At 68.5% G+C, this 23,132-nt stretch carries 24 protein-coding genes; 22 read left to right on the top strand and 2 right to left on the bottom strand.

Annotated features, from left to right (window positions below):
• Nucleotides 1-133 precede the first annotated feature (133 nt).
• From ACV7NN_RS04200 to dapF, 7 genes are all read left to right on the top strand, one after another.
• Complete coding sequence (locus ACV7NN_RS04200) at nucleotides 134-445, top strand: helix-turn-helix domain-containing protein (RefSeq protein ID WP_163290993.1); 312 nt, start codon at nucleotides 134-136, stop codon at nucleotides 443-445.
• A 72-nt stretch (nucleotides 446-517) separates the two neighbouring features.
• Complete coding sequence (locus ACV7NN_RS04195; protein ID WP_463348328.1) at nucleotides 518-742, top strand: DUF3046 domain-containing protein; 225 nt, start codon at nucleotides 518-520, stop codon at nucleotides 740-742.
• A 169-nt stretch (nucleotides 743-911) separates the two neighbouring features.
• Nucleotides 912-1,985, top strand: coding sequence for a recombinase RecA (gene recA / locus ACV7NN_RS04190; protein WP_463348327.1), 1,074 nt, complete (start codon nucleotides 912-914; stop codon nucleotides 1,983-1,985).
• Nucleotides 1,986-2,018: 33 nt separating this feature from the next.
• Entirely contained in the window at nucleotides 2,019-2,783 is a 765-nt protein-coding gene (locus ACV7NN_RS04185; RefSeq protein WP_463348326.1) for a regulatory protein RecX, read from the top strand.
• A gap of 81 nt (nucleotides 2,784-2,864) precedes the next feature.
• Nucleotides 2,865-4,475, top strand: coding sequence for a tRNA (N6-isopentenyl adenosine(37)-C2)-methylthiotransferase MiaB (gene miaB / locus ACV7NN_RS04180; protein WP_463348325.1), 1,611 nt, complete (start codon nucleotides 2,865-2,867; stop codon nucleotides 4,473-4,475).
• On the top strand, nucleotides 4,462-5,418 hold the full coding sequence (gene miaA / locus ACV7NN_RS04175; RefSeq protein ID WP_463348324.1) for a tRNA (adenosine(37)-N6)-dimethylallyltransferase MiaA: 957 nt from the start codon (nucleotides 4,462-4,464) through the stop codon (nucleotides 5,416-5,418). Before miaB ends, miaA begins: the two co-directional genes overlap by 14 nt.
• A gap of 2 nt (nucleotides 5,419-5,420) precedes the next feature.
• A complete protein-coding gene (gene dapF / locus ACV7NN_RS04170; RefSeq protein WP_463348323.1) occupies nucleotides 5,421-6,302 on the top strand; it encodes a diaminopimelate epimerase in 882 nt (293 codons plus the stop codon).
• Nucleotides 6,303-6,317: 15 nt separating this feature from the next.
• On the opposite strand, the gene ACV7NN_RS04165 is transcribed toward dapF, so the two are convergent.
• Complete coding sequence (locus ACV7NN_RS04165; RefSeq protein WP_463348322.1) at nucleotides 6,318-6,950, bottom strand: class I SAM-dependent methyltransferase; 633 nt, start codon at nucleotides 6,948-6,950, stop codon at nucleotides 6,318-6,320.
• Nucleotides 6,951-6,992: 42 nt separating this feature from the next.
• Here ACV7NN_RS04165 and hflX point away from each other — a divergent pair, with 42 nt between their 5' ends.
• From hflX to ACV7NN_RS04125, 8 genes are all read left to right on the top strand, one after another.
• Nucleotides 6,993-8,531 carry a GTPase HflX gene (hflX, locus tag ACV7NN_RS04160; RefSeq protein WP_463348321.1) on the top strand — a complete coding sequence of 513 codons (1,539 nt, stop codon included), beginning with the start codon at nucleotides 6,993-6,995 and terminating at the stop codon, nucleotides 8,529-8,531.
• Nucleotides 8,532-8,770: 239 nt separating this feature from the next.
• Nucleotides 8,771-9,751, top strand: coding sequence for a methylenetetrahydrofolate reductase (locus ACV7NN_RS04155; protein WP_463348320.1), 981 nt, complete (start codon nucleotides 8,771-8,773; stop codon nucleotides 9,749-9,751).
• Nucleotides 9,752-9,765: 14 nt separating this feature from the next.
• Entirely contained in the window at nucleotides 9,766-12,117 is a 2,352-nt protein-coding gene (gene metE, locus ACV7NN_RS04150) for a 5-methyltetrahydropteroyltriglutamate--homocysteine S-methyltransferase (protein WP_463348319.1), read from the top strand.
• Between the two features lie 121 nt (nucleotides 12,118-12,238).
• On the top strand, nucleotides 12,239-12,589 hold the full coding sequence (locus ACV7NN_RS04145) for a metallopeptidase family protein (protein ID WP_463348318.1): 351 nt from the start codon (nucleotides 12,239-12,241) through the stop codon (nucleotides 12,587-12,589).
• A gap of 90 nt (nucleotides 12,590-12,679) precedes the next feature.
• The gene (locus tag ACV7NN_RS04140) at nucleotides 12,680-13,618 is read left to right on the top strand and encodes an ABC transporter ATP-binding protein (RefSeq protein ID WP_463348317.1); all 939 of its coding nucleotides are present in this window, start codon (nucleotides 12,680-12,682) and stop codon (nucleotides 13,616-13,618) included.
• Complete coding sequence (locus tag ACV7NN_RS04135; RefSeq protein WP_463348316.1) at nucleotides 13,615-14,439, top strand: ABC transporter permease; 825 nt, start codon at nucleotides 13,615-13,617, stop codon at nucleotides 14,437-14,439. Before ACV7NN_RS04140 ends, ACV7NN_RS04135 begins: the two co-directional genes overlap by 4 nt.
• The gene (locus tag ACV7NN_RS04130) at nucleotides 14,436-15,638 is read left to right on the top strand and encodes a sensor histidine kinase (RefSeq protein WP_463348315.1); all 1,203 of its coding nucleotides are present in this window, start codon (nucleotides 14,436-14,438) and stop codon (nucleotides 15,636-15,638) included. Before ACV7NN_RS04135 ends, ACV7NN_RS04130 begins: the two co-directional genes overlap by 4 nt.
• Complete coding sequence (locus ACV7NN_RS04125; protein WP_463348314.1) at nucleotides 15,635-16,300, top strand: response regulator transcription factor; 666 nt, start codon at nucleotides 15,635-15,637, stop codon at nucleotides 16,298-16,300. Before ACV7NN_RS04130 ends, ACV7NN_RS04125 begins: the two co-directional genes overlap by 4 nt.
• A 20-nt stretch (nucleotides 16,301-16,320) precedes the next feature.
• Here ACV7NN_RS04125 and lexA read toward each other — a convergent pair whose 3' ends face one another.
• Nucleotides 16,321-17,010 carry a transcriptional repressor LexA gene (gene lexA, locus ACV7NN_RS04120; protein ID WP_463348313.1) on the bottom strand — a complete coding sequence of 230 codons (690 nt, stop codon included), beginning with the start codon at nucleotides 17,008-17,010 and terminating at the stop codon, nucleotides 16,321-16,323.
• A gap of 279 nt (nucleotides 17,011-17,289) precedes the next feature.
• On the opposite strand from lexA, the gene ACV7NN_RS04115 reads away from it, so the two are divergent.
• The 7 genes from ACV7NN_RS04115 (at nucleotide 17,290) to ACV7NN_RS04085 (ending at nucleotide 23,056) form a co-directional block, all read left to right on the top strand.
• The gene (locus tag ACV7NN_RS04115; RefSeq protein WP_463348312.1) at nucleotides 17,290-17,673 is read left to right on the top strand and encodes a LysM peptidoglycan-binding domain-containing protein; all 384 of its coding nucleotides are present in this window, start codon (nucleotides 17,290-17,292) and stop codon (nucleotides 17,671-17,673) included.
• Nucleotides 17,674-17,709: 36 nt separating this feature from the next.
• Nucleotides 17,710-18,828, top strand: coding sequence for a histidinol-phosphate transaminase (locus ACV7NN_RS04110; RefSeq protein ID WP_463348311.1), 1,119 nt, complete (start codon nucleotides 17,710-17,712; stop codon nucleotides 18,826-18,828).
• Complete coding sequence (gene hisB, locus ACV7NN_RS04105) at nucleotides 18,825-19,427, top strand: imidazoleglycerol-phosphate dehydratase HisB (protein WP_463348310.1); 603 nt, start codon at nucleotides 18,825-18,827, stop codon at nucleotides 19,425-19,427. The genes ACV7NN_RS04110 and hisB overlap by 4 nt, the downstream gene beginning before the upstream one ends.
• Nucleotides 19,424-20,074 (top strand): imidazole glycerol phosphate synthase subunit HisH, encoded by a 651-nt coding sequence (gene hisH, locus ACV7NN_RS04100; RefSeq protein WP_463348309.1) that lies wholly within the window; start codon nucleotides 19,424-19,426, stop codon nucleotides 20,072-20,074. The genes hisB and hisH overlap by 4 nt, the downstream gene beginning before the upstream one ends.
• A 10-nt stretch (nucleotides 20,075-20,084) precedes the next feature.
• Nucleotides 20,085-20,831, top strand: a complete 747-nt coding sequence (gene priA / locus ACV7NN_RS04095; RefSeq protein WP_463348308.1) for a bifunctional 1-(5-phosphoribosyl)-5-((5-phosphoribosylamino)methylideneamino)imidazole-4-carboxamide isomerase/phosphoribosylanthranilate isomerase PriA — start codon at nucleotides 20,085-20,087, stop codon at nucleotides 20,829-20,831.
• On the top strand, nucleotides 20,815-21,597 hold the full coding sequence (locus ACV7NN_RS04090) for an SseB family protein (RefSeq protein WP_463348307.1): 783 nt from the start codon (nucleotides 20,815-20,817) through the stop codon (nucleotides 21,595-21,597). The genes priA and ACV7NN_RS04090 overlap by 17 nt, the downstream gene beginning before the upstream one ends.
• Before the next feature lie 82 nt (nucleotides 21,598-21,679).
• Nucleotides 21,680-23,056 carry a pyridoxal phosphate-dependent decarboxylase family protein gene (locus ACV7NN_RS04085; RefSeq protein ID WP_463348306.1) on the top strand — a complete coding sequence of 459 codons (1,377 nt, stop codon included), beginning with the start codon at nucleotides 21,680-21,682 and terminating at the stop codon, nucleotides 23,054-23,056.
• Nucleotides 23,057-23,132: the final 76 nt, after the last annotated feature.

Below are 23,132 nucleotides of genomic sequence, written 5' to 3'. Positions count from 1 at the left end.
CGGGTCTGTTACAACTACCAGATTCACAACAAAACTCCAGTCGTCGTCGATATCGTGAAGCAGTGGATGCGTGTAGTCTTGGGCATCCGGATTGATCTTCGGACACGGTGGCAGGGTTGAAAAGGAGGCTCCAATGATTCTTGTACGTCAGGAAATCGGCGACGTGCTCAGGGACTTCCGCCTGCAGAAGGGGCGCACGCTGAGGCAGGTCGCCAGCAAGGCGAGCGTCGCACTCGGTTACTTGAGCGAGGTCGAGCGTGGCCAGAAGGAGGCGTCGAGCGAGATCCTCGCATCGGTCGCCGACGCGCTGGACACACCCATCTCGGTGATCATGCGCGAGGTGGGAGATCGTCTCGCGGTGCTCGAAGGCATCGAGCCGATCATCCCCGACACGATCCCCGACGAGTTCGTCGCGGCGATGGACGCAGACCTCGTCACGCGCTGATTCGATTCTTCATCGGACGCCCCGGGAGACCGGGGCGTCCGTCATGTCTGCAGGAGCTTTTAGGGTGGTCCCATGAAGGTGAGCGAATTCCAGCGTGCAGTCTCCGACGAGTTCGGGGTCGAGTACGGTCGTGCTCTCACGCACGACCTGGTGCTCGGCGAATTGGGCGGCCGCACCGCTGTCGAGGCACTCGCGGCGGGCCTCCCGCCGCGCGATGTCTGGCTCGCGCTCTGCCGCGAGACCGATGTGCCGAAGTCGCACTGGCACGGAGCGGGCAAGCCGGCGCCGAAGCGCTGACACGGGGACACGCCGTTCGAATCTCTCGAAGATATGTTCGGATGTTGGTAGGCTCGTCCACAACGGCAGTCGAAAACGGGTTGTCCACATATTGGCCCGTCGACGCGTGAGTGTCGGTGCCCACGCGTACAGTCGAACTCGTTAGCGAAGCCCAGAAGGAGAGACCGAAATGCCATCACCCGCCGATCGTGAGAAGGCCCTCGAGACTGCGCTCGCGCAGATCGACCGTCAGTTTGGCAAAGGCTCCGTCATGCGCCTGGGCAGCGACGAGCGCGCTCCCGTCGAGGTCGTTCCGACCGGTTCGATCGCGCTCGATGTCGCGCTCGGCATCGGTGGTCTTCCGCGTGGCCGCATCGTCGAGATCTACGGTCCGGAGTCGTCGGGTAAGACGACTCTGACCCTCCACGCCATCGCGAACGCGCAGCGCGCAGGCGGTATCGCCGCCTTCATCGACGCGGAGCACGCGCTCGACCCCGAGTACGCGCGCAAGCTCGGCGTCGACATCGACGCCCTCCTGGTCTCCCAGCCCGACACCGGTGAGCAGGCGCTCGAGATCGCCGACATGCTCGTGCGAAGCGGCTCGATCGACCTCATCGTCATCGACTCGGTGGCGGCTCTCGTGCCTCGTGCCGAAATCGAAGGCGAGATGGGCGACTCCCACGTCGGTCTCCAGGCCCGGCTGATGTCGCAGGCGCTGCGCAAGCTGACCGGTGGGCTCAGCCAGACCAACACGACGATGATCTTCATCAACCAGCTGCGCGAGAAGATCGGTGTCTTCTTCGGCAGCCCGGAGACGACGGCCGGGGGCAAGGCGCTGAAGTTCTACGCGTCGGTCCGTCTCGACATCCGCCGCATCGAGACTCTCAAAGACGGAACGGAAGCGGTCGGAAACCGCACGCGCGTCAAGGTGGTCAAGAACAAGATGGCGCCGCCCTTCAAGCAGGCCGAGTTCGACATTCTCTATGGCGTGGGCATCTCCCGTGAAGGTAGCCTGCTCGACTTCGGTGTCGACCACGGCATCGTCAAGAAGTCGGGCGCCTGGTACACCTACGAAGGCGACCAGCTCGGCCAGGGCAAGGAGAACTCGCGCAACTTCCTCATCGCCAATCCCGACATCGCCGAAGAGATCGAGACCAAGATCAAGATCAAGCTGGGCATCATGGCCGACCCGAACGCTCCGGCCGTGCCCGCATCCAATGTGGGGTCCATCGAAGAGAAGCTCCAGGCTCGCAAGGGGGCGTGACCGGGCGGCCGGCCACGCTGAAGGAGGACGAGCATGGTGAGTTTTCCACCATCGTCGGACTCGCCGAACGAGGATCATGTCGCACCCGTGACTTTCCTGCCTGTGCGAACGTCCGCGCGCGAGCGCGTCGCGTTCACGCAATTCGACGACCCTGATGGCGACGCGAGTTTCGGCGGCACCGTCGACGAAAACGGTGAATTCGTCGAGAAGAGTTCACCGGAGCGCGAAAGTCGCGCCCGGGTGACGAAGATCAACGGGCCGACGGTTGCTGATGCGGTGCCGGTCGATCACCTCGCGGAGAATGCAGCGGAGAAGGCGCGGGATCGCGCTTCGAAGCTCTCGCTCGACCAGCTCGCGCGCCGGGGGATGTCCCGCTGGGAGCTCGAGCAGCTCCTCAAGAAGCGTGACATCGACGACGCGACGATCGAGCAGCAGCTGAATCGTCTCGAAGACGTCCGACTCCTCGACGACGAGGCGCTCGCCCGGTACCTCGTCTCCACCCTGCACCAACGCAAGGGTCTCGGCAGCGCGGCCATCCGGCAGGAGCTGAAACGCAAGCACATCGCCGAATACCAGATCGACTCTGCGTTGCACGAGCTCGATGGTGACGAAGAAGAGGCTAAAGCCATCGAGCTCGCGTTGAAGCGGATCCGGCAGCTCTCCTCCTACGACGACGAGACGGTCAAGCGGCGCCTGCACGGGTTTCTCTCACGCAAGGGCTACGACGGTTACACGGTGAACGCTGCGATCAGTGTCGCGATGGCGAAGCACAAGGGTTTCACCGTGCGGTTCGAGTGATCGGTGCGCCGTCACCCAGCGCGCATCCTGTCAGCGGCCGAGTCGGCGCACGCTCTCGGCCGCCCGTAAACTAGTCGCATCATGAGCACCATCACCGAAGCGCGCACTGTCATCCTGCCGTCCGACGCGGCTGTCGACGATACGGGCCGGGCGCGCACGTACGAAGTGCGCACCTACGGATGCCAGATGAACGTGCACGACTCCGAGCGGCTGAGCGGTTCCCTCGAGGCAGCCGGTTATGTTCCGGCCGACGGGGAAGAGGCCGACATCGTCGTGATCAACACGTGCGCCGTGCGTGAGAACGCGGACAACAAGCTCTACGGCAACCTGGGTCACCTCGCGTCGGTGAAGAAGCGGCACGCAGGAATGCAGATCGCCGTCGGCGGGTGCCTCGCCCAGAAGGACAAGAACGTCATCCTCGAGAAGGCTCCGTGGGTCGACGTCGTCTTCGGAACCCACAACATGGGCTCGCTTCCCAGCCTCCTCGAACGTGCGCGGCACAACGATGCCGCCGAGATCGAGATCCTCGAAGCGCTGGAAACCTTTCCGTCGACACTCCCCACCAAGCGCGACTCGAGCTACAGCGGCTGGGTCTCCATTTCCGTCGGGTGCAACAACACCTGCACGTTCTGCATCGTGCCCGCCCTGCGCGGCAAGGAGAAAGACCGCAGGCCCGGTGAGATCCTGTCCGAGATCCAGGCGCTCGTCGATGACGGCGCGATCGAGGTCACCCTGCTCGGCCAGAACGTGAACTCCTACGGCGTCGAGTTCGGCGACCGCCAAGCGTTCGGCAAGCTCCTCCGGGCCGCCGGTGAGATCGACGGGCTGGAGCGCATCCGTTTCACGAGCCCGCACCCGGCCGCCTTCACCGACGACGTGATCGACGCCATGGCCGAGACGCAGGCCGTCATGCCGCAGCTCCACATGCCGCTCCAGTCGGGTTCCGACCGCATCCTCAAGGCGATGCGCCGCTCCTACCGGTCCGAGAAGTTCCTGGGCATCCTCGACCGTGTCCGCGCCAAGCTGCTCGACGCCGCGATCAGCACCGACATCATCGTGGGCTTCCCTGGAGAGACCGAAGAGGACTTCCAGGAGACGCTCCGCGTCGTCGAGGCCGCCCGCTTCGCCTCCGCCTTCACCTTCCAGTACTCGATCCGTCCTGGCACGCCTGCGGCGACCATGGGGGACCAGGTGCCGAAGGCGGTCGTGCAGGATCGCTACGACCGGCTCATCGCACTCCAGGACCGCATCTCCCTCGAAGAGAACGAGAAGGTCGTCGGGCGCGAGGTCGAACTGCTCGTCGCCAACGGCGAAGGGCGCAAAGACGCGGACACCCATCGCCTCAGCGGCCGCGCCCAGGACAGCCGCCTCGTGCACTTCGAGGTGCCGGCAGGCTCGGAGTTGCCGCGACCGGGCGACGTCGTCACCGTCACGGTGACCCACGCGGCACCGTTCCACCTGATCGCGGACTCGCCGGACGGCGCTCCGCTGACGATCCGCCGCACCCGCGCCGGCGACGCGTGGGATCGCGCCGAGGCCGAGTCGTGTGCAGTGCCCGCGCACGGGTCGGCCGGCAGTGCATCCGATGGTCGTGTGTCCCTGGGGCTTCCGACACTCCGTAACAGCGAGCCGCTGACGGTTCCGGGCGTCGGCACGATGCCCATCTACGATCCGTCGGATGGCGAGCGCTGACGCGCAGCCGGCTGACCCGGCGACCGGGGACGCGCATCCGCTGATCGTCGTCGTCGGACCGACCGGGACCGGCAAAACCGACCTCTCGCTCGCCCTCGCCGAGCGCATCCGCTCGGATGGCGGGGATGCGGAGATCGTCAACGCCGACGCGATGCAGTTCTATCGCGGGATGGACATCGGCACGGCGAAACTGCTTCCGCACGAATGGCGGGGCATCCCGCACCACCTCATCGATGTGCTCGACGTCACCGACGAGGCCACGGTCGCCCGCTACCAACCGCAGGCGCGGGCGGTCATCTCCGACATCGCACACCGCGGCGCGGTCCCGATCCTCGTCGGCGGCTCCGGCCTCTACGTCTCCAGCGTCATCTACGACCTCCGCTTCCCGGGGACCGACCCGTACATCCGCGAGCGGCTCGAAACAGAGCTCGCGCAGCAGGGACCCGGCATGATCTACCGCAGGCTCGCGGAACTCGACCCGGCCGCAGCAGTGTCCATCGGTCCGAGCAACGGACGCCGCCTCGTCCGAGCGCTCGAGGTCATCGAACTCACCGGTCGGCCGTTCAGCGCATCCCTGCCCGAGGACCCGAAGCCGTGGATGCCGATCGTCGTCCTCGGACTGCGCGCGCCCCGCGACGAACTCACCGCACGGCTCGACGCCAGGGTCGAGCGGATGTGGACATCCGGACTCGTGGACGAGGTCGCCCGGCTCGTACCGGCGGGGATCGAGCGCGGCGTGACAGCCAGCAGGGCGATCGGGTATGCCCAGGCCATCGCCCAACTGCACGGGCGGCTCGGTGAACGCGCAGCCATCGAGCAGACCCAGCAGCTCACCCGACGCTACGCACGGCGCCAGGTCAGCTGGTTCAAGCGCTACCAGGGTCTCCACTGGCTCGACTACGACGACCCGGAACTCGTCGCGCACGCCCTCGATAGGCTGTAGCCATGGCGACAACGCTCCACTTCACCAAAGGGCATGGCACGGGGAACGACTTCGTGCTGTTCGCCGACCCCGACGGGCAGATCGATCTGACGCCGACCCAGATCGCAGACATCTGCGACCGGCATTTCGGTGTGGGTGCGGACGGGGTCATCCGCGCCGTCCGCTCACGTCACCTCCCCGAGGGAGCCGAGTCGCTCGCCGAAGACGAGGGCGCCGAATGGTTCATGGACTACTACAACGCCGACGGTTCGGTCGCCGAGATGTGCGGCAACGGCATCCGCGTCTACGTCCGTTTCCTGCTCGAGTCCGGGCTCGCCGAGCTTGCCGATGGTGACACGCTGCCGATCGGGACCCGCGGAGGCGTCCGCGATGTGCAGCGCAACCTGACCGGCTTCCAGGTCGACCTCGGGCGGTGGACGCTGTCCGGCGGTGAGCCCCTCGTCCGCGCTCGGGAACTGCCGGTGGCGCGACCCGGCCTCGGTTTGGATGTCGGCAACCCCCACGTCGTGGTCGCTCTGGCCGACGAAGACGAACTCGACGCCGCCGACCTCACCTACATTCCGCATCTCGACCCGGCCCCACAAGAGGGAGCCAACGTCGAATTCGTGGTGCCGCGTGAGCCGCTCGTCAAAGACGGCATCGGCCGCATCCGGATGCGCGTCCACGAGCGCGGCAGCGGCGAGACGCTCTCCTGCGGAACGGGGGCGGCTGCCGCGGCCCTGGCGACCCGCTACTGGGCGGGCAGCGGTGCGCCCAACAACTGGCGTGTGGATGTCGCGGGCGGCACGGTCGGTGTGCGTATGTTCCCGACCGAGGACGGCGAGCACGTTGCGCTCTCCGGCCCGGCCGAACTCGTCTTCGAAGGCGTCCTCGAACTGGGCTGAGGTTGCATCGACCTGTCAGTCGGCCGGCGTCTCGTCGGCGCGTCGGCGCGCCCGGAGCACGCGGTATCCCTTGCTCGTTGCGGCGCGGGTGACCGAGAGACTCCCGGCGAACGTGGTCTGCATCCACCGGTGCAGCGAGTCCGAACCGAGGTTGCGCTGCACGACGAGCCACGCGTCGGAGCCCGGCTCGAGCCGCGGCATCCACCGTTCCAGCAGGTTGTGGAGTTCGTTCTTTCCCACGCGGATCGGCGGGTTCGACCAGATCGTCGTGAAGGTGACTGAATCGGGAACATCGTCGGGCAGCGCGGCGTTGACATTCGTGAGGCCGAGTTTCTGTGCGTTCCGGCGCACGAGATCCAGGGCCCGGGTGTTGACGTCGACGGCCCATACCGTCGCATGAGGGGATTCGAGAGCCAGTGTGAGTGCAACCGGCCCCCAGCCGCAGCCGAGGTCGAGAAGCTGGCCGCCGGGCGGTGCGGAGGGCACGTGGTCGAGGAGCACACGTGTGCCCGTGTCGACGCGCTCCGGGCTGAAGATCCCGTTGGCCGTGGTCAGTTCGTAGGTCTGTCCGGCCAGCCGGACAGTGAACGGGCGGAGCCCAGGATCGCTCTCGGGCGCAGAGGTGAAGTAGTGATCTCCGCTGGCCATAGAGGAAACGTACAGGACAGGAACGAACTAGGGTTAACCCAGATGGTGAATACCGAATTGAATGAGCCGCAGAGCGGCGAAGAGACGCGCACCGCCGACATCGATGTCGTGGCGCGCGTACTGGCGAACGCCGAGACCCACGCGTCCGGTGTGTCGCTCTTCTCGAGCGGTGCGCAGGCGCTCCAGCGGGGCACCGTCGACGATACGTCGCACGACGGCGAGCAGTTCGAGCGCGAGGACCGGGCGGCGCTGCGCCGCGTCTCCGGTCTCTCGACCGAACTGGAAGACGTCACCGAGGTCGAGTACCGGCAGCTACGGCTGGAGAACGTCGTGCTCATCGGCGTCTACTCGCAGGGCTCGCTGCAGGACGCCGAGAACTCGATGCGCGAACTCGCCGCGCTGGCGGAGACGGCGGGCGCCGTCGTGCTCGACGGCCTGCTGCAGCGTCGTCCGCATCCCGACCCCAGCACCTACTTCGGCCGCGGCAAGGCGCAAGAGCTGGCTGGCACCGTCGCAGCGCTCGGCGCAGACACAGTCATCGCCGACACGGAGCTCGCCCCGAGCCAGCGTCGTGCTCTCGAAGACGTGGTCCGCGTGAAGGTCATCGACCGCACCGCCGTCATCCTCGACATCTTCAGCCAGCATGCGAAGAGCCGGGAGGGCAAGGCGCAGGTCGAGCTCGCCCAGCTCGAATACCTCCTGCCGCGCCTGCGCGGCTGGGGTGAGTCGATGTCCCGGCAGGCCGGTGGCCAGGTCGGCGGCGCGGGCGCGGGCATGGGATCGCGTGGTCCGGGTGAGACGAAGATCGAACTCGACCGCCGCCGCATCCACTCGCGCATGGCGAAGCTGCGCAAGCAGATCGCCGGCTTCAAGCCCGCGCGTGAGGCCAAGCGCGCCAACCGCCGCCGAAACTCGGTGCCATCCGTGGCGATCGCCGGCTACACCAACGCGGGCAAGTCCAGCCTCCTCAACCGCATCACCAAGGCCGGCGTGCTCGTCGAGAATGCGTTGTTCGCGACGCTCGACTCGACGGTGCGAAAATCCGTCACGGCCGACGGGCGGCTCTACACGCTCGCCGACACCGTCGGGTTCGTGCGCAACCTGCCGCACCAGCTCGTCGAGGCGTTCCGTTCGACGCTCGAAGAGGTCGCAGACTCCGACGTGATCGTGCATGTGGTCGACGCATCGCATCCCGACCCTGCGAGCCAGCTCGCGACCGTCCGCGACGTCATCGGCGAAGTCGGTGCCCGTGACCTGCCCGAAGTGGTCGTCTTCAACAAGGCCGACCTGGTCGGCGACGACGAAAGGCTCGTCCTCCGCGGTCTGGAGCCCGGCGCGATCTTCGCGTCCGCGCGCTCGGGCGAAGGGATCGACGACGTCCTCGCTGCGATCGCCCGCCTCCTGCCCGACCCCTCGATCGAACTCGAACTGGTCATCCCGTACGACCGCGGCGACCTCATCTCGGCGCTCCACGAGCGCGGACGGGTGCTGTCGACCGAGTACGTCGAAGACGGCACCAAGGTCACCGCACGCGTCCTTCCGGAGTACGAGGCGGTCTTCAGCGCCTTCGCCGTCGCCTGATCCGCCGGTCGTGTCGTCACATGGCGACACACGCCTGTCGGCCGGTCCCAGTGCTTGCTACTCTGCCTATCAATCGTTGTCGCTCAGGACGTCCTGTGCGGCATGGAGCGACAGCCGAGCCCGGCACCCGCCCGCGAAAGCCTTCGGGCTCATGACCCTCCAGGGACGTGCGCGGCAAGCCTGCGGCCATCGTCCTGAAGATGCGGTCATCCCGACATCACCTGGACGGAAGACATGCGATGAACGACCACGGATCCGCACCGGCCGTCGCCGGCGACGCCCCGTGCCCCGGCCGCGTCCCGTTCTCGTTCGAGCTCTACCCGCCGCGCAACCAGAAGGCGGCGGATGCGCTTCCTGCGACGATCGATCGACTCGCTTCCGCGGGCCCCGACTTCATCTCGGTCACCTACGGAGCGAACGGATCGTCGCGCACGTCGTCGCTGGATGTGGTCCGTTACATCCTGGCCAGCACATCGGTGAGCCCGATGGCGCACCTGACCTGCGTCGGCTCCTCGCACGCTGAGGCGAACCGCCTCATCCGCGAGTTCCTCGACGCGGGTGTCCGCAGCTTCCTGGCCGTCCGCGGCGATCCGCCGGCGGATGCGCCAGGCGGTGACAGCGGACTCGGCGACCTGCGGAGCGCCGGTGAGCTCGTGCAGCTGATCCACCGGGTGCAGGCCGAGCGCGTGCCGTACGAGGAGCTGCTGGTCCCCGGGATCCCGACGGCGCGCGAGGTGCGGACCCAGCGCGAGCACGTCCGGATCGCGGTCGCCGCCTTCCCCAACGGCCACCCCAACTCGCGGTCGGTGAGCCAGGACATCGACACCCTCCTCGCCAAGCAGGCCGCGGGCGCGAACCTGGCGATCACGCAGCTGTTCTTCCACCCGGAGGACTATCTCGCCTTCGCCCAGCGCGCGAAGGACGCGGGGGTCGAATTCCCGATCCTTCCGGGGATCATGCCCGTCACCAGCCCAGCGCGACTCAGGCGGATGCTCGAGTTGAGCGGCGAGGATCTGCCGAGCGAGCTGGCGATCCAGCTCGAGATCGAGCCGACCGAAGAAGGCCAGCGCGAGATCGGCATCGCGTGGGCGAGCCGTGTGGTCGCGCAGCTCGTCGCGGGCGGCGCACCGGGAATCCACTTGTACACCTTCAACCAGCACCAGGCCGTGCTGTCCGTGCTCGAACGCACAGGGCTCCTGCACAGCGCAAGCACCATCTGAGAGAGAGAAACGCAATGACCGACACCACCACTCGCGCCGGCTTCCCGACGGGGACGATCCTCGGCTACCCGCGGATCGGCCGCCGCCGCGAACTGAAGAAGGCAGTCGAGGCCTTCTGGGCGGGAACCATCACGGCGGACGAGCTCGAAACGCAGGCTGCGGAGCTCCGCGCCGTGACGCGCGACCGCCTCGCAGGTCTCGGACTCGGGCGGAACGACGCCTCCATCCCCGAGAGCTTCAGCTACTACGACCAGGTCCTCGACGCGGCGGTCGCACTCGGTGCGCTGCCGACGCGTTTCGCCGGGCTCGCGGATGCGTCCGGCCATGTCGACCTCGCCGGCTATTTCACGATCGCTCGCGGCGAGGGGGAGAACGCTCCGCTCGAGATGACCAAGTGGTTCGACTCGAACTACCACTACCTGGTTCCCGAGATCGGTCCGGAGACCGCATTCCGTCTCGCCTCCGACCGCCTCGTGCGTGAGTTCGAGGAAGCGAAGGCCGCCGGCTACGTGACGCGCCCTGTCATCGTCGGGCCGGTGACCTTCCTCGCGCTGAGCAAGCCGAGCGACGAAGCGCCCGAGGGTTTCCGTCCGCTGTCGCGTCTCGCCGACGTGCTTCCGGTCTACCAGGAGCTTCTTGCGCGCCTCTCCGCCGCCGGCGCCCCCTGGGTGCAACTCGACGAGCCCGCGCTCGTGAGCGAGAGCATCGAGGATGCGCGCGCCGAGGTCCTCGACGCCGCGCGCACCGCCTATGCCGCACTCGGCGCGATCGCCGAGCGTCCGGCGATCTTCGTGGCCGCTCCCTACGGAAGCCTCGATGACGCGCTTCCGGTGCTCGCGGCTTCTCCCGTCGAGGCGATCGGCCTCGACCTCGTGCGCGGGACGGTTCCTTCCGGCCTCGATGCGGCCACCGCATCCGCTCTCGCCCGCAAGACCGTCGTCGGCGGCGTGATCGACGGCCACAACATCTGGCGCGGCGACCTCGAAGCGGCCTTCGGAAAGCTGACATCGCTGCTGTCGCTGTCGCCGGACGTGGCCGTGTCGACGTCGACCTCGCTGCTCCACGTTCCGCACGACGTCGACGACGAGCCGGAGTTGTCCGGCCAGCTGAAGTCCTGGCTGGCCTTCGCGGACCAGAAGATCGGCCAGGTCGCCATCCTCGCGACCGGTCTGGTCGACGGTCACGAAGCGGTGCAGGATGAACTGCGCGCCGCATCCGCTGCCCTCGCCGACCGGCAGGCCGCCCCCGGCGTGCGCGACGCGGCCGTCCGGGCCCGTACGGCTGCGCTCACCGAGGCGGACTTCTCGCGCGGCGACTACAGCGACCGTCTCGCGGCCCAGGACGACGCGCTCGGCCTGCCGTTCCTGCCGACGACGACGATCGGCTCGTTCCCGCAGACCGGCGACATCCGCCGCGCCCGTGCCCAACTCGTGAAGGGCCTGATCACCGAGGCCGAATACCTCGGTCTCATGCGGGACGAGATCAAGCGTGTCGTCGACCTTCAGGAGGAGATCGGCATCGACGTCATCGTGCACGGCGAGCCGGAGCGCAACGACATGGTGCAGTACTTCGCCGAGAACCTCGACGGTTTCGCCGTCACCCAGAACGGCTGGGTGCAGTCGTATGGGAGCCGCTGCACACGTCCGTCGATCCTCTGGGGCGACGTGTCGCGTCCGAAGCCGATCACGGTCGACTGGTCCACGTACACGCAGAGCCTCACCGAGAAGCCGGTGAAGGGGATGCTCACCGGTCCGGTCACGATCCTCGCCTGGTCGTTCGTGCGGGACGACCAGCCGCTCGGCGAGACCGCGCGCCAGGTCGCGCTGGCCCTCCGCGACGAGATCGGTGACCTGGAAGCCTCGGGCATCCGCATCGTCCAGGTCGACGAGCCTGCGCTGCGCGAACTGTTGCCGCTCAAGCGCGCGGCCCACGCGGACTACCTCGACTGGTCGGTCGGATCCTTCCGTCTCGCCACCGCCGGGGTGCGCGACGAGACGCAGATCCACACCCACCTCTGCTACTCGGAGTTCGGCGTCGTCATCGACGCGATCCGCAACCTCGACGCGGATGTGACGAGCATCGAGGCGGCGCGCTCGCGCATGGAGGTCGTCCACGACATCCAGACCAGCGGATTCGACCATGGGATCGGGCCGGGTGTCTACGACATCCACTCGCCGCGCGTGCCGAGCGTCGCCGAGGTGACCGAGCTGCTCGAGACGGCGCTCGCGGCCATCCCCGGCCGCCAGCTCTGGGTGAACCCGGACTGCGGGCTCAAGACCCGTGGATACGACGAGACGGTCGCGTCGCTGAAGAACATCCTCGAGGCGACGCGGGTCGTCCGGGAGAAGGCGGGCGTTCCCGCCTAACGCACTCGATCGGTGGGGCGCACCGGTTCCGGACCGGCGCACAGGTTGCATCCAGTGCGCCGGGAGCGAACCTGTGCGCCCTTTCCGTTGCGGGCGCTCCGGACGGTGACAGGATTGCTGCATGGTCGAGATCTCCGACGATGAGTTCGAGCGCATCGTCACCGAAGAGTACGACGCCATCCCCGACGACTGGTTCGGGCAGCTGGACAACGTCGCCATCCTCATCGACAACCAGCCACGGGGACAGTATCCGCGTCTCTACGGGCTGTACGCCGGGCACCCGCTGACCCGGCGGGGCGTCTACGGCTACGGCGAGCTTCCCGACCGGATCACGTTGTTCAAGAACAACATCCAGGAGCGCAGCGGCGACCTCGACGAGCTCCGCCGGCGCGTGCGCGTGACGCTCGTGCACGAGATCGGGCACTACTTCGGGCTGTCCGACGCTCGCCTCCACGAGCTCGGCTGGGCGTAGACGGGGCGGGGAGAGAATACTCCCGCTGCGGTATGCCGCCCGACCCTCCGGGCCGACGCGACCGCGTGCCGTTCGCGACACGATCGGGGGATGAACGAACCGATCTCCATCGCGACGCGCGATTCCGCGTCCCCAGCCGAAGAGTCTGTCCGCCTCGAAGGCGTCTCGAAGAGCTACGGCGGCGTCGAAGCGATCCACTCGCTCGACCTCGAGTTCGCACGCGGCGAGTCCGTGGCTCTCCTCGGTCCCAACGGCGCAGGCAAGAGCACGACGATCGGGATGATGGTGGGCCTCGTCACCGCCGATCGTGGCAGCGTGCGCGTGGCCGGCTCGTCGCCCCGGACTGCGGTGGCACGTGGCGCCATCGCCGCGATGCTCCAGGACACCGGCTTCATGGCCGGAGTGACGGTGTCCGAACTGGTCGGCTTCGCCGCCGGCATCTACCCCAGGCCGCTCGCGGTCGGCCGGGCCATCGACCTCGCCGGGCTCACCGGCCTCGAGCGTCGGCGCGTCGACCGCCTCTCCGGCGGCCAGGCGCAGCGGCTCCGGTTCGCGATCGCCGTGGTCGCCGACCCCGAGATCCTCATCCTCGACGAGCCGACGCGCGCGCTCGACGTGCAGGCGCGGACCGAGTTCTGGGAGGCGATGCGCGCGTTCGCAGCAACCGGGCGCACGCTCGTCTTCGCGACGCACTATCTCGACGAGGTGGACGAGAACGCCGCCCGGGTGGTGGTCCTCGCCAACGGCAGGATCGTCGGCGACGGTCGCCCCGACGAGATCCGGCGGCGAACGGGTACGACGATGATCCGCGTAACCGTGCCGGACGCGCCAGACCCGCACGGTCGGCTCGGCGCGCTGTCCGGAGTCGTCGATGTGGCGGGCGCGGGGGAGCGCTTCGCTCTCCGAACCAACGATTCCGACGCGACCGTCCGCGCCCTCGCAGCGTGCGGACTCGACTGGCGTTCCCTCGAAGTGAGTCCGCCCAGCCTCGACGAATCCTTCCTCACCCTCACCCAGGAGGCATCATGACCCGCTCGCTGCTGCGTCTCGAAACCGTCCGGATGCTGCGCGACCCGAAATACCTCGCGCTGGCGGTTGCCGCACCGGTCGGCTTCTATCTCCTCTTCGCCACGCTGTTCGGCGGCGGTCCGATCCCTCCCGGCCAGTTGCCGGGCACGGTCGAGATCATGGTGGCGATGGCGGCATACGGTGCGATCTGGGCCGTGCTCTCGACAACGGGTCCGCGGATCGCGGAGGAGCGCCAGACCGAATGGCTGCAGCAGCTGCGCTCGATGCCCATCTCGGGCGCGACAGTGCTGGGCTCGAAGGTCGTCGCCAGCGTGCTGACCGCGTTGCCCGCGATCGTGCTCGTCTGCGTCACGGCGGCCGTGGCGAAAGGTGTCGCCCTGTCGCCGGGGCAATGGATCTCGCTCGTCGCAGCCCTGTGGCTGGGCAGCACCACGTTCGCCGCACTCGGCATCGCGATCGGATTCCTCGTCGGTTCCGATCTGGCCTACCCACTCAGCTACGGGCTCTACATGGCCATGTCCGCGCTCGGGGGCCTGTGGGTGCCGCCGGCGGTCCTGCCGTCGGGGATGCGCGATGTCGCCCTGTGGATGCCGACCTACCGGCTTGCGGACCTGGGCTGGAAGATCGCGGGCGGGAGCCTCCCGGACGCGACGAGTATCGCGATCCTGGTCGCGTGGACGGCGGGGCTGTCGGGCCTGGCGTTCCTCGCCTACCGTCGGCCACGCCTCTTCCGGCTCCGCACCCGGCGCCCAGCGACGGCGGACCCGGCGCGCGAGCTCCCATCGATCGACATGGCGCGCCCCGATAGGCTGACACGGTGACGAGCCCGGCCGTGGCGCACGACAGCGGACGCCGCATCACCGCGTTCCAGGTGGACCTGCTGATCGCGGTGGTGGTGCTCGTCCTCGTCGAGGCGGGGATCTACGCGGAGCTGGCGTACGCATCCGCCACGACGTACCCCGCGGTGGCGGTGTTCTGGGCCGGTGCGTACCTTCTCGGCCTCGTCGCCTGCGTGCCGATCGTCGTCCGGCGACAGCATCCGGTCCTGGCGTCGTGGGTGGTGATCGCGGCGGTCGCGGCCTACCATTTCGCCGGGTACCCGGGCGCATCACCGGCACTCGTCCTCTTCGTGACGTCGTACGCGATCGGCGCCTACGGCCGGTCGACGTGGCGCTCCATCATCGTCGCGTCAGGCTTCATCGTCGCCTGGATGATCATCCCGTCACTCCCGCCGCATCCCGTCCCCTGGTTCTCGTTCGCCATCACCGGCCCTGCGCTGGGGATGGCGGTCATGGTGGTGCTGGGTGCGACCGCGGCGCAGGTTCGCCGCAACAACGAACTGAGCGTCGCCGCCGCAGCGAGCGAGGCGGAGGCACGGATGCGCGAACAGCTCACCGAGGAACGGCTCGGAATGGCCCGGGAACTCCACGACGTGCTGGCGCACACCATCTCCGTCATCTCGGTGCAGGCGGGCGTCGCGCTCGATGCGTTCGACGAACATCCGGATACGGCCCGCACGGCGATGATGAGGGTGCGCGGGCTGTCGCGCCAGGCGATCCCGGAGCTTCGTCGCACACTCGAACTGCTCCGGCGCGATCCCGCTCTGGGTGTCGAGACCGCTCCGCAGCCGGGACTCGACGAACTGCCCGAGCTCCTCGCGGAACTCGAGTCCTCCGGGCTCGCCGTCGAATCGCGCGTTGCCGTTGACGGCGCCGAGCTCACCCCTTTCGCCGAACTGACCGCGTACCGCATCGTGCAGGAGGCCGTCACCAACGTCGTTCGGCACGCGGCCGCGACCACGGTACGCGTCACGGTGCGCGCGGATCCGGATGCCCGGGCGCTCCAGGTGACGGTGGAGGACGACGGGCGCGGCGCCTCCGCGGGCGTCCCGGGGCACGGTCTCGGACTCGTGGGGATGCGCGAACGGGCGTATTCGGCGGGTGGAATGCTCGAGACCGGCACGTCTCCGCTCGGCGGCTTCCTCGTGTCCGCGGTGCTGCCGATCGAGGAGCCGGCATGATCCGCGTCCTGCTCGCCGACGACCAGGCGCTCATCCGCGAGGGATTCCGCGCGATCCTCGATCGCTCCGATGACATCGAGGTCGTGGGCGAGGCGGCGGACGGCCTCGAAGCGGTCGACCTGGCACGCCGGACGCGGCCCGACGTGATCGTGATGGATGTGCGGATGCCGCGGCTCGACGGGATTGCGGCCACCGCATCCGTGGTCGGCGATCCTTCGCTCCCCGACACCCGGGTGCTCGTGGTCACGACCTATGAACTGGACGAGACCGTCTTCGCCGCGCTTCGCGCCGGTGCGAGCGGATTCCTTCTGAAGGATCTGGAGCCGGACGACCTGCGGCGCGCGGTGCGGGTCGTCGCGTCGGGGGAGTCCCTGCTCGCGCCGAGTGTCACGGGCCGGCTGATCGCCCGGTTCGCGACCGTTCCGCGCCGGGACGAGGCCATCGAGGAGAAGCTCGCCCGGCTCACCGAGCGGGAACGCGAGATCGTCGCGCTGGTGGCGTCGGGCCTGAGCAACGCGGAGATCGGTGTGCGGCTGTTCATCAGCCCGGCGACGGCCAAGACCCACGTCTCGCGCGCGATGGCGAAGCTGGATGCGCGCGACCGGGCGCAGGTGGTCGTCTTCGCCTACGACTCGGGCATCGTTTCAGCGCCCGGCCCCTGACGCGGCGCAGCGCCGGATGCTCAGACGGCTCGGAGGACCGCCACCACTTTGCCGAGCACCTCGGCGAAGTCGCCCAGGATCGGCTCGAAGTTCGAATTGCGGGGAAGCAGCCAGGTGTGCCCGTCCCGCTGGCGGAAGACTTTGACCGTGGCTTCGCTGTCGAGCATGGCCGCTACGATGTCGCCGTTCTCCGCCGTCTTCTGCTGCCGCACGACCACCCAGTCGCCGTCGCAGATGGCCGCGTCGATCATCGACTCGCCGACGACCTTGAGCATGAAGAGATCGCCGTTGCCGACGAGCTGGCGGGGGAGCGGGAAGACCTCTTCGACCTGCTGGTCAGCCGTGATCGGCACGCCCGCCGCGATGCGACCGACAAGAGGGACCATGGCCGCGTCGCCGACCGGGGTCTGGTTCTCGTAGTCGAGGCTCTCGGATGCGGTGGACGGCAGGTCGATCAGGATCTCGAGTGCGCGGGGCCGGTTCTGATCACGACGGAGGTAGCCGCTCAGCTCCAGCTGGTTGAGCTGGTGCGTCACGCTCGAGAGGGAGGACAGGCCGACGGCGTCGCCGATCTCTCGCATGCTCGGCGGATAGCCGCGCTGGCTCACGGAGCGCGCGATCACGTCGAGGATGGCGAGCTGCTTCTCGCTCAGGTTCTTGCGACGGCGGGTGCCGCCGCGTTCCCGCCCTGCTCCGGTGTCGTTCGTCACTTCCCCGTCCCTTCGTGACCGCCTCCGCGTCCGTTCCGGAGGCTGCGCCGGAACGAATGTCGGTGGTGCCTGGTTGAGTGAACTCCAGACAATCGAAACTGTATCCACGATGCAGCGCTGAAACAAACATGTGTTCGAGTGTGTTGCGATATTCGTTCCATAATCGGCGTCTGCGGAGTGGTTGAAGTTTCGAACATTCGAAGATATATTCGGAACATAGCTTCGCATCCGGCCCTCCCGGCCGAGTGCCGGATGCGAATACTCCCAGGAGGACAGGCCATGACTGCAGCGATCCAGATGCCGACGCATTTCGCCGGTGCAACATCCCGCCCCGCCGGCGCAGCGACCACGCACCTCAGGCTGACCCGACGTGGACGCGTCGTGATCACGTCGCTCGCGGCCGTGCCGCTCGTCATCGGCGCCTTCCTCTTCGCCGTCAACGGCGGTGGAGCGATCGCGACCGGGTCGACCACCCACACGCAGTTCTCCTACGTGACGGTCCACTCCGGCCAGTCGCTGTGGAGCATCGCGGAGAAGGTCGCACCGAGCGCCGACCCGCGCGACGTGATCGCCGACATCGTTTCGCTCAACCAGCTTCAGTCGGCCGTCGTGACGCCGGGGCAGCGCATCGCCATCCCGGCGCAATACAGCGCAACGCACTGAGAGAGCACCCGTTAGAGCCGCATTAGCATTGGGTGGGTGACCTCCCTCTCCGATCTGCCTATTCGCGATGACCTGCGGGGAAAGACCCCCTACGGCGCACCCCAGAAGACCGTTCCGGTCGCGCTGAACGTCAACGAGAACACGCATCCGATCCCGGACGACGTCGCTGCCGATATCGTGGCGGCGGTCGCCACGGCGATCAAGGGGGTCAACCGCTACCCGGACCGGGAGTTCGTCGAGTTGCGCGAAAGCCTGGCCCGCTATCTCGGGCACGACCTGACACCCGCCCAGATCTGGGCGGCGAATGGGTCGAACGAGGTGATCCAGCACATCCTGCAGGCGTTCGGGGGACCAGGCCGCTCTCTGCTGGGATTCGCGCCGACCTACTCGATGTACTCGATCCTCGCCGGGGGCACGGGGACGGAATGGCTCGCGGGTCCGCGCGACGACGACTTCGAACTGAGCGCTGAGACCGCCGTCGCCGAGGTCCGCCGCGTCGATCCGGACATCGTCATCCTGTGCGCCCCGAACAACCCCACGGGCACACCGCTTTCGCTGGAGACGATCGCCGCGATCTACGACGCGGCCCGCGGGATCGTGGTGGTCGACGAGGCGTACGCCGAGTTCATGCCCTCCGGCAGCCCGTCAGCGCTCACGCTGCTGCCCGGGCGCGAGCGCCTGATCGTGTCGCGCACGATGAGCAAGGCCTTCGCCTTCGCCGGCGCCCGAGTCGGGTATCTCGCCGCAGACCCGGCGGTCACGGACGCCCTCCGGCTCGTGCGTCTTCCCTACCACCTGTCCGCGCTGACCCAGGCGGCCGCGATCGCAGCTCTCGCCCACTCGGGCGAGATGCTCGCCATGGTCGGCGAGATCTCGGCGCAGCGCGACCGTCTCGTGACAGAACTCGCGGCGCTCGGCTACAAGCCGCACCGCAGCGGAAGCAACTTCGTGCTCTTCGGCGGCGTGAGCGACCCGCACGCGACGTTCCAGGCCCTCCTCGCCCAAGGAGTCCTCATCCGCGATGTCGGAATCCCCGGACACCTCCGTGTCACGGCGGGCACGGAGGCTGAGACGACCGCCTTCCTGACGGCTCTCGCCTCACTCGGTCACACGGACGAAGGCGTTCCCGCGTCGACAGTAAACTCGCAGTCATGACCAATCGCACGGCCACGATCCAGCGCGAGACGAGCGAGTCGAGCATCCAGCTCAGCATCGATCTCGACGGGAAGGGCATCGCCGACGTCCAGTCGTCCGTGCCCTTCTTCGACCACCTGCTGACCGCGTTCGCGAAGCACTCGCTCACCGACCTGAAGGTGCGCGCCAGCGGCGACGTCGAGATCGACGTGCACCACACGGTCGAGGACATCGGCATCGTGCTCGGCCAGGCCATCCGGTCGGCGCTCGGTGACAAGTCCGGGATCTCGCGGTTCGGCGATGCCCTGGTGCCTCTCGATGAAGCACTCGTGCAGGCCGTGGTCGACATCTCCGGCCGCCCGTACCTCGTGCACACCGGCGAGCCCGCCGGATTCGAATACCACCTCATCGGCGGGCACTTCACCGGTTCGATGGTGCGCCACGTCTTTGAGGCCATCACGTTCAACGCGGGACTGACCACGCACATCACCGTCCTCAGCGGCCGCGACCCGCACCACATCGCCGAGGCCGAGTTCAAGGCGTTCGCGCGAGCGTTCCGTCAGGCGAAGGCGCTCGACCCTCTCGTGTCCGGAATCCCCTCGACGAAGGGTGCCCTGTGACGCGACCGTCGGTCGTCGTCTTCGACTACGGCACCGGAAACGTCCACTCGGCCGCCAAGGCGCTCGAGGCAGCGGGTGCCGACGTCGAACTGACCGGTGACCGTGCGAAGGCCATGGCCGCCGACGGCCTCGTCGTCCCGGGCGTCGGCGCGTTCAAGGCGGTCGCGGAGGCGTTGCGCGCCTCCCACGGCGACGAGATCATCGACCGTCGCCTCGCCGGCGGCCGGCCTGTGCTCGGGATCTGCGTCGGCATGCAGATCCTGTTCGACCACGGAGTCGAGCGCGGCAACGATACGCCGGGCCTCGGCGAATGGCCGGGCGAGGTCGACATCCTCGATGCCGAGATCCTGCCGCACATGGGCTGGAACACTGTCGACGCGCCCGGGGACTCCGCACTGTTCGAAGGCATTCAGAACGAGCGCTTCTACTTCGTGCACTCGTACGCGGCCCAGCAGTGGACTCTCGACGTGATGCCGCCGTTCCCTGCGCCGCGCGTCACCTGGAGCGAACACGGATCCCGGTTCATCGCTGCTGTCGAGAACGGCCCGCTGAGCGCAACGCAGTTCCACCCCGAGAAGTCGGGGGCCGCGGGCATCCGCCTCCTCCACAACTGGCTCGGCACGCTTCGCCCGGCCCGCGATTCATGAAAGTGATCAGATGAGCGACTTCACCACCACCCCCCGCCTCGTGCTGCTCCCGGCGGTCGACGTCGCGGACGGCAAGGCCGTGCGACTCACCCAGGGCGAAGCGGGCTCCGAGACGAACTACGGCGATCCCGTCGACGCCGCGGCGGACTGGGCCAGGCAGGGTGCCGAGTGGATCCACCTCGTCGACCTCGACGCCGCCTTCGGGCGCGGCAACAACTACGGACTGCTCAAGAAGGTCATCCACGAGGTGCGCGGTGTGAACGTCGAACTGTCCGGCGGCATCCGCGACGATGCATCCCTCGAGGCCGCTCTCGGGATCGGCGCGACGCGGATCAATCTCGGTACTGCAGCGCTCGAGAACCCCGAATGGGCGGCCAGCGTGATCGGCCGGTACGGCGAAGCGATCGCCGTCGGACTCGACGTGCGGGGGACGACCCTCGCGGCGCGCGGCTGGACGCAGGACGGCGGCGACCTCTGGCAGGTTCTCGACCGGCTCGAAGCCGCTGGCTGCGCGCGATACGTCGTCACCGACGTCACGAAGGACGGCACGCTCAAGGGACCGAACCTCGACCTGCTGCGCCAGGTGATGGAGCGCACCGAGCGACCCGTCGTGGCCTCCGGCGGCATCTCCAGCCTGGACGACATCGCCGCGCTGCGGAAACTGGTCGCGAACGGGCTCGAGGGCGCGATCGTCGGCAAGGCCCTCTACGCAGGCGCGTTCACACTGCCCGAGGCGCTGGATGTCGCCGGCCGCTGACGACGGGCGTCACCCGCTCGCCGACTCGGCGGGGCAGCCGTGGGCCGGCCGCCACTTCGACCAGAACGCCTTCGGCAGTGATGATGGTTCGGCCCCGGCCGAACTCGTGGAGGCGATCGACCGCTTCCGCGCCGGCGAGGCGACGGCGGATGCCGTGGTGGACGCGGTCCGCCACGTGCGTCTGCTCATCCCGCTCGTCGCCCAGCTCGGCGAGTCCGGTGTGACCGAGTCCGGACACCTGGTGGACAAGTCGCAGGAGCTCGCGATCGTGACAGTGGAGGGGCCGGACGGTCGCACGGTGCTCCCCGTGTTCTCCTCCGTGCAGGCGATGCAGCGCTGGAACCCGGAGGCGCGACCGGTCCCGGCCGATGGCGCACGGGTCGCACTCGCTGCGGCGGGCGAGGAGACCGATCTCGTCGTGATCGACCCGCTGTCCGACACGGAGTTCGTGATCCGCCGACCGGCATTGTGGGCGGTCGCCCAGTCGCAGCCGTGGCTTCCCGCCCACCTCGACCCGGAGGTCTTCTCCGCGTTCACTGCGTCGATCGGTTCCGAGCTCGGCGTGCACGACGTCTCGCTGCGCTCGGGCGACCCGGATGCGCGGCTCGCCGGCGATGACCTCGTGGTGCGGCTGGAGCTGGCGCAGGGGCTGACCAGGGAGGAACTCGATGCCGTGCTCGGCCGCCTCGCGCAGCGTTGGGCCGCGGATGACGTGATCGCGACCCGCGTCGACTCCCTGCGGGTGGAGCTCGCCGCATCCGCGTGACCACGCCGGCGTGCGTTGACCGCCTGCGCGGCCGGTAGGACAATCGGTGCTGTGCGCCCGGCGCACGGAAGCGGGTGCCCTGATGCAAGCTGACTACGACATCATCATCGACCGGACGGCGGCCACGGCGAAAGCCTGGCTGGGCGCCTTCGAGGAGCGACCGATTCCGCCGGCCGAGCGCATCGGTGCCGTGCGTGCGGAGCTCGGCGAGTCCCTCCCCGAGCGCGGCTCCGACCCGGCGGCTGTGCTCGAGCGCCTGACCACTGCCGTCGAACCCGCACTGATGGGCATCCAGTCCTCACGGTTCTACGGCTGGGTGATGGGCGGCACGTTCCCGGTCGCGCTCGGTGCTGACTGGCTCGTCTCGGCCTGGGACCAGAACGCCGGGATGCGCGACGCGACGCCTGGCGTGGTGGGCGCGGAGGAACTGGCGGGGGAGTGGCTCCTCGACCTGCTCGGACTCCCGTCGACTGCGGACGTAGGTTTCGTGACCGGGGCGACCACGGCGAACCTGGTCGGGCTCATCGCCGGGCGCACCGCCGTGCTTCGGACCGCGGGCTGGGATGCGAACCACGACGGTCTGGCCGGCGGGCCGCGCATCCGCTTCATCGCGGGTGCCGAGCGCCACACCTCTGTCGATCTGGCGGCGCGCTACGCCGGTCTGGGCCAGCCCACGACCGTGCCCGCCGACGCCCAGGGCCGCATCCGGGTCGACCTGCTGCGCGAGACGCTGGCGTCGGGCGAAGGCCCCGCGATCGTCGCCCTCCAGGCGGGCAACCTGCACTCCGGGGCGTTCGACGACTTCGCGTCCGCGATCGCGGTGGCGCACGAAGCCGGCGCGTGGGTGCACGTCGACGGGGCGTTCGGGTTGTGGGCGGGCGCCGCGTCGGGGCTGCGCCACCTGACGAAGGGCTACGAGGCGGCGGATTCCTGGGCGACGGATGCCCACAAGACCCTCAACGTCCCGTACGACTGCGGCATCGCGATCGTCGCGGACCCCGTGGCGATGAACGGGGCGTTCAGCATCCACGCGGACTACCTGCCGCGGCCCGCGGAGGGTTTCGATCCCTACGAGAAGGTCCCGGAGATGTCGCGGCGTGCCCGCGGGGTCCCCGTGTGGGCGACGCTCGCGTGGCTGGGGCGGCAGGGGGTGGATGGCCTCGTTCAGCGGCTCGCGCACAGCGCGGCAGCGCTCGCGCGGGGTCTCGCGGACCTGCCGGGGGTGACCATCCTGAACGATGTCGTGTTCACCCAGGTCTGCCTCGCCCTGGACGACGACGACACGATCGCGGCGCTCGCCGCGGCGTTGCAGGCCGAGGGATCGGTCTTCGCGTCTCCGTCCCGCTGGAGGGACAGGGCCGTTCTCCGCTTCTCGGTGAGCAACTGGGCCACCGACCAGGCCGCCGTCGACCGCACCCTCGAAGCCGTCCGCTCCGCTCTGGCCAGGATCGCTCCATAACCCTGACCAACCTCCGGGACCGCGAAGCGAAGGGCCGTCGCGTCGGGCCGCAGCGGAGCCGCGCTGCGCCGGGCGG

The sequence above is a fragment of the Leifsonia sp. Ger2509 genome (assembly GCF_055231915.1).
The sequence above is the reverse complement of the archived record's forward strand: the minus strand, read 5'-3'. Positions and strand labels throughout refer to the sequence as shown.